The 12,383-nt window shown below is 70.9% G+C and carries 9 protein-coding genes and 1 rRNA gene; 7 read left to right on the top strand and 3 right to left on the bottom strand.

The window, feature by feature from the left end; all coding sequences use genetic code 11:
- Nucleotides 1-85: 85 nt before the first annotated feature.
- On the bottom strand, nucleotides 86-1,123 hold the full coding sequence (locus ABIA32_RS04385) for an NlpC/P60 family protein (RefSeq protein ID WP_370092471.1): 1,038 nt from the start codon (nucleotides 1,121-1,123) through the stop codon (nucleotides 86-88).
- Between the two features lie 375 nt (nucleotides 1,124-1,498).
- Between ABIA32_RS04385 and ABIA32_RS04380 the strand changes: the two genes are divergently transcribed.
- The 7 genes from ABIA32_RS04380 (at nucleotide 1,499) to ABIA32_RS04350 (ending at nucleotide 10,651) form a co-directional block, all read left to right on the top strand.
- Nucleotides 1,499-1,810 carry a hypothetical protein gene (locus ABIA32_RS04380; RefSeq protein WP_232248809.1) on the top strand — a complete coding sequence of 104 codons (312 nt, stop codon included), beginning with the start codon at nucleotides 1,499-1,501 and terminating at the stop codon, nucleotides 1,808-1,810.
- 180 nt (nucleotides 1,811-1,990) lie between these two features.
- A complete protein-coding gene (locus ABIA32_RS04375; protein WP_370092470.1) occupies nucleotides 1,991-2,803 on the top strand; it encodes a hypothetical protein in 813 nt (270 codons plus the stop codon).
- Nucleotides 2,793-4,088: a hypothetical protein gene (locus tag ABIA32_RS04370; RefSeq protein WP_370092469.1), complete on the top strand. Its 1,296-nt coding sequence runs from the start codon at nucleotides 2,793-2,795 to the stop codon at nucleotides 4,086-4,088. The genes ABIA32_RS04375 and ABIA32_RS04370 overlap by 11 nt, the downstream gene beginning before the upstream one ends.
- Entirely contained in the window at nucleotides 4,085-5,623 is a 1,539-nt protein-coding gene (locus ABIA32_RS04365; RefSeq protein WP_370092468.1) for an SCO6880 family protein, read from the top strand. Before ABIA32_RS04370 ends, ABIA32_RS04365 begins: the two co-directional genes overlap by 4 nt.
- A 47-nt stretch (nucleotides 5,624-5,670) precedes the next feature.
- A complete protein-coding gene (locus ABIA32_RS04360; protein WP_370092467.1) occupies nucleotides 5,671-7,026 on the top strand; it encodes an ATP-binding protein in 1,356 nt (451 codons plus the stop codon).
- Between the two features lie 8 nt (nucleotides 7,027-7,034).
- Nucleotides 7,035-9,338, top strand: a complete 2,304-nt coding sequence (locus ABIA32_RS04355; RefSeq protein ID WP_370092466.1) for a TraM recognition domain-containing protein — start codon at nucleotides 7,035-7,037, stop codon at nucleotides 9,336-9,338.
- A 77-nt stretch (nucleotides 9,339-9,415) separates the two neighbouring features.
- Nucleotides 9,416-10,651, top strand: a complete 1,236-nt coding sequence (locus ABIA32_RS04350) for a hypothetical protein (RefSeq protein WP_370092465.1) — start codon at nucleotides 9,416-9,418, stop codon at nucleotides 10,649-10,651.
- Between the two features lie 85 nt (nucleotides 10,652-10,736).
- Here the strand turns inward: ABIA32_RS04350 and ABIA32_RS04345 are convergent, their stop codons facing one another.
- Together ABIA32_RS04345 and rrf are read right to left on the bottom strand one after the other, a co-directional pair.
- Nucleotides 10,737-11,987: a styrene monooxygenase/indole monooxygenase family protein gene (locus ABIA32_RS04345; protein WP_370092464.1), complete on the bottom strand. Its 1,251-nt coding sequence runs from the start codon at nucleotides 11,985-11,987 to the stop codon at nucleotides 10,737-10,739.
- Nucleotides 11,988-12,132: 145 nt separating this feature from the next.
- Nucleotides 12,133-12,249 (bottom strand): 5S ribosomal RNA (rrf, locus tag ABIA32_RS04340).
- Nucleotides 12,250-12,383 lie beyond the last annotated feature (134 nt).

The following is a 12,383-nucleotide window of genomic DNA, read 5'->3' as shown; positions in this document are numbered from 1 at the left end:
CCCAAAGCGTTCCGCTTAGCCGCGAAGTTATCGGAATGTTGCCCTTCACTCACGGGACCGGCACAAGTGGCGCGGCGCGCCAGGATCAGTGTCCGTTGGCGATGCTGCCGTTCGGCTGGAGTGTGGGTAGAGCGCTCGCGCCGGCGCTGGTGACGCGGGTCGCGCCGAAGTAGTCGCCCTCGGAGTCGATCGAGTCGAAGCGGATCACCGCTCCCGTGTGCGGGGCGTTGATCATGTAGCCGCCGCCGACGTAGATCCCGACGTGGTGGATCTGCGCGGGGTCGTGCGGGTCGTGGGAGAAGAAGACCAGATCCCCCGGCTGCAGCTGGCTCCGGCTCGGGTGCGGCCCGGCGTACCACTGGTCCGCCGCGACGCGGGGCAGTGCGATCCCGACGCTGGCGTAGGCCTGCTGAGTGAGCCCGCTGCAGTCGAAGCGGTAGCCCTGCGAGGCCAGCCCCTCACCGCCCCAGAGGTACGGCGTGCCCAGCTTGGACTGCGCGTAGTAGATCGCGCCGGCCGCCTGGGAGGAGAAGCCGACCGTGGTCGCGGCGGTGAACGAGAGCGCCAGCTTCTTGATGTTGGCGACGTAGTGCTGCGTCTCCGCGATCGGCGGCACGCCGCCCGCGCTGATCACCGCGTACGGGCCGGCGTTGTAGGCCGCCAGCATGTTCGACTGCTTGTCGCCCGGCACCCCGGCCGTGTCCTTGGCGAGCTGGCAGTCGTAGGAGGCGGCGGAGGGGATCGCGTCGGCGGGGTTCCACGGGCTGGGCGTGTGGGTGTGGGTCGGGTCGATGCCGTAGATCTTCCAGGTCCCCGGCATGAACTGCGCTATCCCCTGCGCGCCGACCGGACTCTGCGCGGTCGGGCTGAAACCGCTCTCCTGATACAGCTGAGCAGCCAGCAGAGGGGGCGTCAGTTCCGGGCACAGATTGCCCCACTGCTGGATCAGCCCGGCGTAGGCGGTGGGCACCGTCCCCGGCGCGAGCGAGAGCGTGCCCTGCGCGGCGGCCTGATTGATGCTCCCGGCCGTGAGCATCACGGCCGCGACGAAGGCGACGAAGAGCCCGACGACCGCGGCCGCGACTCCGCCTCCGAGGAGCGCGGCTCTGCGTGGGACCGCCATCAGGAGCCTCCGAGCCGTCAATCGGGTGGTCCGCCGTCGATCGCGTGGTTACGCGGCGTCACATTGGCTTATATGTGCGGTCGATGGGGCAGGAGGAGGAGCGAACGCCCCTCCGGTCGCTTCGGACAGTGTCGGCGACGAACGTTGCCGATGGCAATCACCGGCGATACAGAGAGTTAGCGGTAGGGTCGATCGGGCGACGTCAGGGGTTCCGCGCGCTCCGGCGGACCCTCATCGTGGCAGTTGTGACCAGCGCCTCGGGAGGGAACCTCCGCAAAGTGGCCAAGTCGACATCGGATCTGGCCAAGAATGGGGCCGAGCCCTTCGCCACGGCCGGGCCCTGGGCTTTGAATGATGATCAGGTGGGTGGTTGCGTTGTATCTGAGTGCGGGTAACAAGGGTGACATCAACACCATCATTGGCGGGATCGCGCCCAACTGGGGCCCGTTCGCCAATCTGGGCACGCAGGCCCGGACGATGGTGGAAGTCGTGATGGCGGTCGCCATTCTCGGCTGCCTGGCGATCGCGATCTGGGGCGCCGCGAAGCAGCGCATCGGCGCGACGGCGCTGCGGGACACGTTCAGTGCGGAACAGGGCAAAGGGCTGATCATCGCCGGTCTGACCGGCGTGTTCATCATCGGATCACTGGGGACGCTCTTCACCATTGTCTATGGAATGGCGATCTGATTAGTCGTCTGAATCCTGAATGACCAGTCCACTTCGTGTGGTCTAGCCCGAAATGACTAGTCCGGATCGGTGAATCCCCGCCCACGGGTCACCGTCCGGGTGTCAGAGTTGACGCACGCCCCTCCAGGGGTGCGCCCCGCCTGCCCACCTGCCCGCCCACCTCGTCCCAAGGGGGCTGCCGTGTCCGTCTCCGACGACCAGCCGCACACACGTACCCGCCTCCCTGCGGGCGACCAGCCGCAGGGGCCGCAGGCCCCTGGGCTGAGGCGGCTGCGGTTGTTGGGCGGGGTGTTCGTCGTGGTGTTCCTGCTGGTGGTCGCCGTCGCGGTGATCAACCGCGCGAACGGCGGCGGCAGCGGGAACGGCGGCGGCGGCACGTCCAACGACACGGGCAACGCCCCGGCCAAGGCGACGGCAACGGCTCCGACCGGCACGCAGCCGGTGACGACGACCAGCAACGGCATCGCGGTGCAGTACCCGCACACGAGCGAGGGCGCGCAGAGCGCCGCGGCGAACTACTCGGTGGCGCTGGGTTCGAGCGAGATGTACGCGACGGCGAGCCGCCACGCGATCGTGGCGACGGTCACCGAAGCCTCCGCAATCGGCTCACTCAACGGTCGGTTCGACGCCTCGTACGACGCCGAGTCCACCAAGCTCGGGCTGAAAGACGGCCACGCCCCCACGGGGCTGACCTTCGTCTCGCGCACGATTCCGGTGGGCACCAAGGTCGACAGCTTCAGCCCGCTGGAAGCGACGGTCGAGATCTGGAACACCTCGATCGGTGGCCTCGCAGGCCAGGGCTCGCAGCGCCCGGTCAGCGAGTACTGGTACACGCTGACGTTGAAACTGCACTGGTCCGGCGGGGACTGGAAGGTCACCGACTTCTCCCAGGTGGACGGTCCTACGCCGATCGGCGGCACCCAGACCGTCTCCAACTACGGCGACATGTCGAACGCTGTCAACCAGTTCGGAGGCTTCCGCTATGCCCGTTGACCTCCGCAGGATCCTCCCGCTCGCGACGGGCATGACCGGACTCCAGTTCCTCCTGCTTGCCGGAACGGCCGCTGCGTCGCCCAGCCCGACACCGAGCGGATCAGCTTCGTCATCTGCGACGGCTGCATCCAACTGCAACGGGCTCTTCGGTCTGGCGAAGCAGATGTGCCAGCAGGGCGCCAACACCAACACGCCCTCCACCGGCGGCCTCGGCAGCTCCATCGACCCCGTCCAGTCGCTCGCCGACAGCTGCGCCAAAGCCGCCGCCTCCATCGTCCGTTCGCTGTCAAAGCTGATCGACACAACCACCAACGTCGACTTCACCAACGCGTCGTTCCTCGCGCAGTACGGCATCGTCTTCGCCGCCGCGACCTTCCTGACCCTCCTGCTGTGGGTCCTCGCCGTGGCCAAGCGCGCCGCGCGCGGCGTGCCGCTGCACACCGCGTTCGGCGAGGCCATCGGCTTCCTCTGGCTCACGGTGATCGCCTCCGCGTTCACGCCACTGATCCTCTACACCGTGGTCAGTGCCACCGACGGCCTGACCGAGGGAATCGCCGCCGGTATGCGCTCAGGCACCGCGACCTATCTCGGCACCTTCGCCGACACCCTCACCTCAGGGAAGATCGGCGGCGGGCCGATCATCCTCGTGATCGTCTCGCTCGTCGCGATCCTCGCCGCAGGCGTCGTCCTGCTGGAGATGTGGGTCCGCACGGCCATGCTCTACATCGGTGCCCTGCTCGGTACCGTCGTCTACGCCGGGCTGGTCGAGAAGCAGATGTGGAAGCACGTTCGTCGCTGGGCCGGGCTGATGATCTCCGTCATCCTCATCAAGCCCGTCATCGTCATCGTGCTCGGGCTCGCCGGGGCCATCGCCTCCTCCTCGGGGGCCAACGACTCCTTCTCCACCGTGGCGTCCGGCGTCGCGATCCTCGTCATCTCCATCTTCGCCAGCTCCGTGATCTACCGTTTCGTGCCCGGCTTCGGCGACGACATGGTCGCCATGCGCCGGGCCCGCGCGCAGGCGGTCAGCGCCGGGCGCGCCGTCGTCAACGGCCCCGCGAACTTCATGAAGCAGGGCATCAACACCCACGCCGGCCGGGACGGCGAAGGCGGGGGCGGCAGCGGTGGCGGTGGCGGAGCCGCAGGCGGGGTCGCGCCCGGCATCGCCGCGCACGCGACGCGTACCGCGGCCGCGCCGCCGGCGCAGGGCGGGGGACCTGACCAGGCAGCAGCTGCTGCCCGAACCACCAGCACGTTTGCCAAGGGAAGCGGGAGCCAGCCGTGACCACCCCACCCGTCGGGCAGTACCGGCGCACGTATCTGATCGGGAAGGCCAAGCCCAACGCGGTCATCGGACGGAACCGCGAGGGCGGCGAGATCTTCCTGATCATCTTCTGCGCCTTCCTCGGCATGATGTGGGGCATCCTCGTCCCCGTCCTGCCGATCCGGCTGCTCGGGCTGATCGGCCTGCCGATGGTGGGCTTCGCGATCGTCTACCTCCCCTACCGCAAGCGGACCTTCTACAAGTGGGCCGAGATCAACCGCAGCTACAAGCGGATCTCGCGCTCCTCCGCCGGGGCCTTCCGCTCCGGCGCGATGGAGGCAGGGACGCGGCTCGCGGGCGGCGAGGTCGAGGTCGGGCCGCCGCCGGGGATCGGTCGGATCCGCTGGCTGGCCGCGCCCTTCGGTCCTGACGAGGTCTCCGTGCTGATGCACCTGGACCGCCGCACCGTCACCGCCGCGATCGAGATCGAGGGCCCCGGTGTCGGGCTGCGCGACAGCGAGGACCAGGAAGCCCTGGTGGAACGGTTCGGCACGCTGCTGCGCCACGTCGCCAACGGCGACGGCTTCGTGACCCGGCTGCAGATCCTCGCCCGCACCCTCCCCGCCGACCCGGACGCACACGCCAAGGACGTCGCCCGACGCGGCGACACCGCCGCGCTGGACTGGGTGAAGGAGTCCTACGACCACCTCCAGTCGATGGTCTCCACCTCCTCCGAGCAGCACCGCGCCTACCTCGTCGCCTGCATGCCCTACACCCGCGAGCTCGCCGCCGAGGCCCAGGCCATGGGCCGTACCGCGCACAGCCGCGCGCGCGGCGACGAGGGCCTGGCGGCGGTCATGGCGCGCGAACTGACCGACATCTGCGCGCGCCTCGCCGAGGCGGACATCCGGGTCCGGCAGCCGCTCGGGCAGGCGCGGCTCTCCTCGCTGCTGCACTCGATGTACGACCCGGACCACCAGATCGACCACATTCAGGCCATGTCCAAGCGCAACGCCTGGCCGGCCGAGCTGGACGCGACGCACCCGCACTTCCTGCAGGCCAAGACCCGCGAGTCGGCGACCCGCGAGCCGTGGTGCCACGCCACCGCGTGGATCAAGGAGTGGCCGCTGACCCCGGTCGGCGTCAACTTCCTGGCCCCGCTCCTCGTGCACACCCCGGACGTGATCCGCACCGTCGCCGTCTGCATGGACCTGGAGCCGACGGACGTCGCGATCGAGCGGATGCTGACCGAGAAGACCAACGACGAGGCCGAGGCCAGCCGCGCCGCGAAGATGAACCGCACCGTCGACCCGCGCGACCTGGCCCACACCGGCCGCGTCGACCAGCGCGGCGAGGATCTGGCGTCGGGCGCGGCCGGGGTGAACCTGGTCGGCTACATCACCGTCAGTTCGCGCTCTCCGGAGGCGCTGGCGCGCGACAAGCGCACCATTCGCGCCTCTTCCGGCAAGAGCTATCTCAAGCTGGAATGGTGCGACCGGGAACACCACCGGGCCTTCGTCAACACCCTGCCCTTCGCCACCGGCATCCGTCGCTGACGGCCCGCTGACCTTCTACAGAACCGTCGATCCACTGGAGGCCGGCCATGGCAGCACCGCTCGGAGGCATCACCGAGGGGTTCACCAGCTTTCTGTTCGGCAAGATCGAGACGACCCGCCTGCCGGTACGCACCTCCACCGGCCAGGCCCAGGCCGTCTATCTGCCGACGGCCGCCCCCGGACTCGGCGACTCTGGCGTCATCATCGGCCGCGAGGTCTACAGCGGCAAGGGCTACGTCTACGACCCCTTCCAGCTCTACGGACAGCAGCTGCCCGCTCCGCACTGGCTGGTGTTGGGCGAGTCCGGCAACGGCAAGTCCGCGCTGGAGAAGACCTACGTGCTGCGACAGCTGCGGTTCCGGGACCGGCAGGTCGTCGTGCTGGACGCGCAGGGCGAGGACGGCGTCGGCGAGTGGAACCTCATCGCACGGGCCCTGGGGATAACTCCGGTCCGGCTCGACCCGATGGCCGCGATGGCCGGCGGCGTGAAGCTCAACCCACTGGACCCGGCGATCACCACGACCGGCCAGTTGGCACTACTGCGCACCATCATCGAGGTCGCGATGGCCCGCAGCCTGGAGGAGCGGGCCGGCTTCGCGCTCAAGGCCGCGCACGCGCACGTCATCGCGACGGTGACGGATCGCCAACCGGTCCTCGGCGACATCATCGACGCACTGCGGACGCCGAACACCGACTCGATCGACGCGCTCGGCGTCTCGCTCGACGAGATCCAGACCTGGGGCCTGGACGTCGCCCTGGTCCTGGACCGCCTCGTCGACGGCGACCTGCGCGGCATGTTCGACGGGCCGACCACCACCGGGATCGACCTGGACGCGCCGCTGATCGTCTTCGACCTCTCCCACATCGACCGCAACTCGATCGCGATGCCGATCCTGATGGCGATCGTGGGCGTCTGGCTGGAGCACACCTGGATCCGGCCGGACCGCAGGAAGCGCATCTTCCTGGTGGAGGAAGCCTGGCACATCATCAACTCGCCCTTCGTGGCGCAGCTGTTCCAGCGGCTGCTGAAGTTCGGGCGACGGCTGGGCCTCTCCTTCATCGCGGTGGTGCACCACCTCTCCGACGTGGTCGACGGCGCGGCGGCGAAGGAAGCGTCGGCGATCCTGAAAATGGCCTCGACCAGGACCATCTACATGCAGAAGGCCGACGAGGCGAGAGCCACCGGCCGGGTGCTCGGGCTGCCGCGCTGGGCGGTGGAGATCATTCCGACGCTCTCCCCGGGCATCGCGGTCTGGGACGTCAACGGCAATGTGCAGGTGGTGAAGCACATCATCACGGAGCTGGAACGCCCGCTGGTCTTCACCGACCGCGCCATGACGGAGGATGCGATCGCAGAACGGACCCGCGCCTCGCAACAGCTCGCCGACGACCCGGCGGCGTGATGGCCCCCGTGCCACCGCCGCCCCGCGGCACGCCGGGCCGGCCAGGGACGCCTGGTTCGCCCGGCTCGTCGCCCGGCGGCCGCGGCATCCCGGACGGGGCGATCGTCGGCCTGCTCGCCTTCCTGCTCGGGACGACGGTGCTGTTCTGGTCCGCCACGGCGCTGGGCGGGCTGATCTCGCACGGGCGGCTCCCGCATCCGCTCGCCTTCACCGCGACAGCGGGCGCGATCCGCCATCTGGCCACCGCGCCGAACGACCTCCCCGGCGCCTGGCCGGCGACCGCCCGCGTGACGCTGCCGTCCCCGCTCGCGTTCTGGCTCACCTTCTTCGCGCTGCTCGCGCTGGTTCTCGCCGTCCTCCTCGGCCTCGCGACCGCACGCGCCCGCCACCGTGTGGCCGTCGCCGCATCGTCCACAGGCCCGCACCCGCCCGCGCCGCGCCGCCCGGAGCCGGACGCCCCGCAGGCTCTCACGGCTGCACGGGTCGGCGGCGGCACGCGGCTCCGGAAGGCGGGGCGTGCGGGCGCAGACGGCTCTTTGCCGCCCGGCGAGGGCGACGCAACGAGAGGCCGGGAGCCCCGCCGGTCCGGCGCACCGAACGCAGGCTTCCCGACGGACCCGTCCGGCAACGCGCCCTGGGCCGAGACAGCGGGCCGGACGGATGCCCACACCACGGTGCCACCGGGAGAGGCCGACTGGGCCTTGCCCCCGGAGGCCCGCCGGACGGGCGCTCACAGCGGCTCGGCGCAGGCGGCAGCCGAGACCGACGCGGCGCGGCTCCGCGAGACCGACCGGTCCGGCACACCGAACCCAGGCTTCCCGACGGACGTCGCTGACCGCGCCGGGAGCGGCGTCTGGCTGCCGGCGGCCGGCGAAGCCGAGGCTTCCCGGCCCCGGGCCACAGGGGCTGGCGGCCCCGGTGGCTCCGACTCTGCCCCGGGCGCGGCATCTGCGCCGTCGTGGACCGAGCCACCCGGAGCGTCCACGGGGTTCGGCACGACGGGCGGTCCCCATCCCGACGCCGGGCGGGCCCGACGTCCGGGTCGCGCCGACTACGCGTATCTGCCCGAGCAGAGCGTGCCCGGCTCCGTGAGGCGCAGCGCCCCGCCTGTGTACTTCGTCCTGCCCGAGGGAACCACCTGCGTGTTCGCTCCGGAGGCGTCCGCCGCTTCGCGGCTCGCGCTGCTGGGCCGCGTGATCGCGGAGGCGAAGACCGAGCCGCTACTCGTCGTCGGCGCCGATCCCGCGCTGTGGGCGGAGCGGCCGCCTTACCGGCGAGCGGCGCGGTTCGACCCGCAGCAGCTCAGCGGCGAGGATCCGGAGCAGCCACGAGGGCGCTGGGCGCCCCACACCGGGTGCGAGGACACGCTCGTCGCCACCGCCCGCGCGCACGCCCTGTTGCTCCCCACCGTGAGGCCCGCCGCCGACGCCGAGGAGCAGGGCGTCCGCGACCTCGCGGAAACGCTCCTGCGCTGCTGGCTGCATGCCGCCGCCCTCGACGGGCGGCCGTTCCGCCACGTCGCCCGCTGGGCGGCGGGCAACGGCGGAGCAGGTCGGCAGGAGGCAGTGGCGATCCTCAACACCACCGACGCGCACCGCTCGGGCGAAGGTTGGGGCGGCCTGCTGCAAGCGGCGCTGCTGCGCCCCTCCCCCACGCTGGACGCCGCCCTGGGCCGGGTCCGGGCCGCCCTCGGCGCCCTCGCCGAGCTGCACATCCTCACCGCCTGCACGCCCACCTCGCCCTCCGCCGCGCTCGACCCCGGCGCGCTGCTGCGCGCGGGCGAGGTGAACAGCCTCTACGTCCTCGGCCACGCGGGCGACGCCCGCCTGCGCGAGCCGCGCGACGGTGCCGCCCTGCCGCCGCACGACGCGATGCCGCTGCTCGGCGCGCTCGTGGACGACGTCTTCGAGCGCGCGCGGCGGACGGCCGTGCGCTCGACCGCCGGGCGGCTCGACCCGCCGCTGCTCTTCGTCCTGGACGACATCGCCGCAGTCGCGCCCTTCCCCGGCCTACCCGACCTGATGTCGCGCGGCGGTCCGCTCGGGCTCCGGGCGCTGACGCTGCTCCGCTCCCCCGAGCAGGCCCGCGCCCGCTGGGGCGAGCGCGCCGTCCACAGCCTGTGGACGAGCGCGGACCACCGCGCCGTCCTCGGCCCGCTCGCGCCGGAACCCCTGGGCGCGCTGCTCGCCGCGGTCGGATCGCTGGACGTATCCGCGCAAGTGGGCCTGGACCGGAACGAACTCCTGCTGCTCCCCGGACACGGTCGGATGCTGGCGCCGCAACGTTTCCGCATCGGCCACCGGGAACCCTGACCAAGGGCCCTGCCGCGTTGTCCGGCGCTGCCGTACGCTCGACTCTCCTGACACTCCGACGAAGGACCGCACGAGAGATGAGCAGCAACGGGGGTTGGTGGCAGCCGCCCACTCCACCTAACGGTCCGCCACCCGCCGGACCGCCCTATGGCCCGCCTTCCGGGCAGTGGCCCGGAGGAGGCCCCGGCGGACCTTACGGACCCGGCGGACCCGGCGGACCCGGCGGACCGGCCGGGCCGTGGGGGTACTTCCCGCAGGCCCCCAAGCCGGGCGTCATCCCGCTCCGTCCGCTGAACGTCGGCGAGATCCTGAGCGCGATCTTCGCGACCATCCGCTACAACTTCCTCGCGGTCTACGGCCTGGTCCTGATCACCGGCCTTGGGGTGCTTGCCGCGTGCGCAGTCTTCGCCGCCGTCGCGTACTCCCCGCTGCACGCCTTCTGGGTCGATGCGAGGGACAACTCCGGCGTCGACGGGTGGAGCCCCAGCCAGACCGAGGTGACGAACGCGGCGCTCGCCTTCGGCGGCTTCTTCCTGCTGATCGCGCTCAGCTCCCTGGCGATGTACCTGGCTTCGACGCTGAGCGGCGTCGCGACGCTCCGACATGCCGTCGTCGGCCGCCGGGTGACGATGCGCCAGGTCGTGACGGAAGCACGCCCGCACGTATGGCGGCTGCTCGGTGCGACCCTGTTGCTGGGCCTGATGTCGGGCGCGGCCGGCATCCTCGCCGTCGCGTTCGCGGTGCTGCTGGGCCTGGTGTCGCAGGGCCTCGGCGCAGCCGTCGGCATCGGCCTGCTGCTCTACTTCGGGGCCTCCGTCTGCGCCGTCTACGTGCAGTTCAGACTGGTCACGCTGAGCGCCGTGGTGATCCTCGAAGGCGCACGGCCGGTCGCCGCCATCCGCAGGGCCTGGCGACTCAACCAAGGCAACTGGTGGCGTTCCTTCGGGATCTCGCTGCTGGTCGGACTCATCGTCGGGCTGATCAGCCAGGTCGCGCTGATGCCCCTCTCGCTGTGGGCGGGCTCGGTTTCAGGCATGACCAATGCCCAGTCCTCGATCGGCGCCCCCCACGCACTGCGCCAACTGCTCCTGGCTGAGCTGCTCTACTTCGTGCTGGTGCTCCCGGTGGCCCTCGCCGTCAACCTGCTGACGCTGCCGATGATGCCGCTGACCCAGGGTCTCCTCTACATCGACCAGCGCATCCGCCGCGAGAGCCTCGACGTCCAGCTCGCGGAGGAGGCCGGCATCCCCTTCGGCCACCCGCACCAGTCCCCACCCCCAGGGGACTTCCCGCCCCAGAGCGCCGCGCTCTGACCCTCACGCGAACGCCGCCCCGAGCGCCTGCTCGGAGGCGGCGTTCGCGTTTCTCGGCGCTGGCACGGGCCGAGGCTTCGGCCGCTCACATGGACGTTTGCGGCAGGGAGGCGAGGTACTGCATCGTCGCCTCGGGGGTGCCGAGCCAGCGGGGAAAGTCGGTCGGGTCAGCGTAGGTGTCGGCCAAGCGGGACGCGACCTGCGGATGGGCGGCGGCTTGAGCGAATGCGAGCCCGATGTGGTCGGGAAGCGGTCCGAGCATGGCGGTGGTGAAGTCCACGGTGTGGCGGGCCTGGTCCCAGTACCGCGCGAAGAGGTCGTGCATCCACGAGTCGTCGAAGGGGCGGTCACCGTGCCCGGTCACCGCGGCGGCGTAGAGACCCGCGCAGCGGGACGCGTTGTTGGCCCCCTGAGCCGTGATCGGATCGTTGAGGACCAGCGTGTCCGCCATCCCGAGCACGGCCGCGCCGTCCGCGCCCAGGTGCGCGACGGGGTGACGCACAGTCGGAGTGATCGCACCGCAGAGCACTGCTCCGGCGTCCGTCGGCTCGGCCCCGGACACCGCCTCGTACTCCCACGGCACATGGCTGCGGATCAGCTCCAGGGAGCGAGCCAGCATCTCGGCCGGACCGGGGCTGTCACCGAACACGTCCAAGGGCCCTCCGGGGACGGCCTCCCAGAGCAGGATCATGCACGGGCCGGTCAACGTCAGCCCAGGCTGCAGGATGAGTTCGCCCGCCCCAGGAACGATGTGAATCCTGGCCGCGTCGCCCACCCCAGCGGGGGCGTCGGCGGGCGCGCCCACCCCGTGCAGGTACACGCAGGCGAGGGAACGCTGCGGCGCGTCGAACGGGCTGCGTGCCTCGTCCCTGGCGAAGAGGGAGCCGAGCGCACCACGGCCGGCCGCGACCACAGTCAGCTCGTTGCGCTCCGCGAGTCGGACCACGTCCTCCGGCTCCGCCCGGTGGTACTCCACCCGGCCGCCGCGCTCCTCGAAGAGCTCCAGCCAGGCCGACGTCTTCACCCGCTGATCCACCGAGTGGGCCGGCTCCCGGGGCGAGGCGTCGATCGTCAGCATCGGCTTCGCGTCGACGCCGACCACCACGTGCAGGGCATCGGTGTCGGGTGCCGCGCCGTCCCACAACGCGAGGCCCGCGGCCCGTTCGATGGCCCGGGCCGGCCCGAACATGGCCTGCGTCGACAGCACGCCGCCCGCCCGGACCTGTTCCGGCGTCCGCTCGGAGACCACGGTCACCCGATGCCCGTCAGCCTGAAGGGCCAGCGCCAGGTGCAGTCCCGACTGCCCAGCCCCGACGACAGCAACCTCACGCATCATCCGCCACGCCCCTCTGCTGACCTGACCAACAGTCAGCACCCATCCTGGCGGCCTCGGTGGCCAGGGACAAGGCGGCCTCGTCCGATGAGTCCTTAACGCAGTGAAGCCCCCTGACCGATAGTCAGGGGGCTTCACTGGAAAGGTTGTTCGGCGGTGTCCTACTCTCCCACAGGGTCCCCCCTGCAGTACCATCGGCGCTGTGAGGCTTAGCTTCCGGGTTCGGAATGTAACCGGGCGTTTCCCTCACGCTATGACCACCGAAACACGGTGAAACTCGCGACCCACCCCACAGGGCGGATCGGGTCGTTGTTTCAGAACAACACAGTGGACGCGTAGCAACTATGGACAAGCCCTCGGCCTATTAGTACCGGTCAGCTCCACCCCTTACAGGGCTTC

Origin of the sequence: Streptacidiphilus sp. MAP12-20 (genome assembly GCF_041262525.1) — a bacterium.
In the GTDB taxonomy this organism is placed as follows: Bacteria; Actinomycetota; Actinomycetes; order Streptomycetales; family Streptomycetaceae; genus Streptacidiphilus.
The sequence above is the reverse complement of the archived record's forward strand: the minus strand, read 5'-3'. Positions and strand labels throughout refer to the sequence as shown.

Coding starts and splice junctions, on each gene's coding strand:
- ABIA32_RS04385 (WP_370092471.1), bottom strand. CDS start 1,123: ATGGCGGTCCCACGCAGAGCCGCGCTCCTCGGAGGCGGAGTCGCGGCC.
- ABIA32_RS04370 (WP_370092469.1), top strand. CDS start 2,793: ATGCCCGTTGACCTCCGCAGGATCCTCCCGCTCGCGACGGGCATGACC.
- ABIA32_RS04360 (WP_370092467.1), top strand. CDS start 5,671: ATGGCAGCACCGCTCGGAGGCATCACCGAGGGGTTCACCAGCTTTCTG.
- ABIA32_RS04350 (WP_370092465.1), top strand. CDS start 9,416: ATGAGCAGCAACGGGGGTTGGTGGCAGCCGCCCACTCCACCTAACGGT.
- ABIA32_RS04345 (WP_370092464.1), bottom strand. CDS start 11,987: ATGATGCGTGAGGTTGCTGTCGTCGGGGCTGGGCAGTCGGGACTGCAC.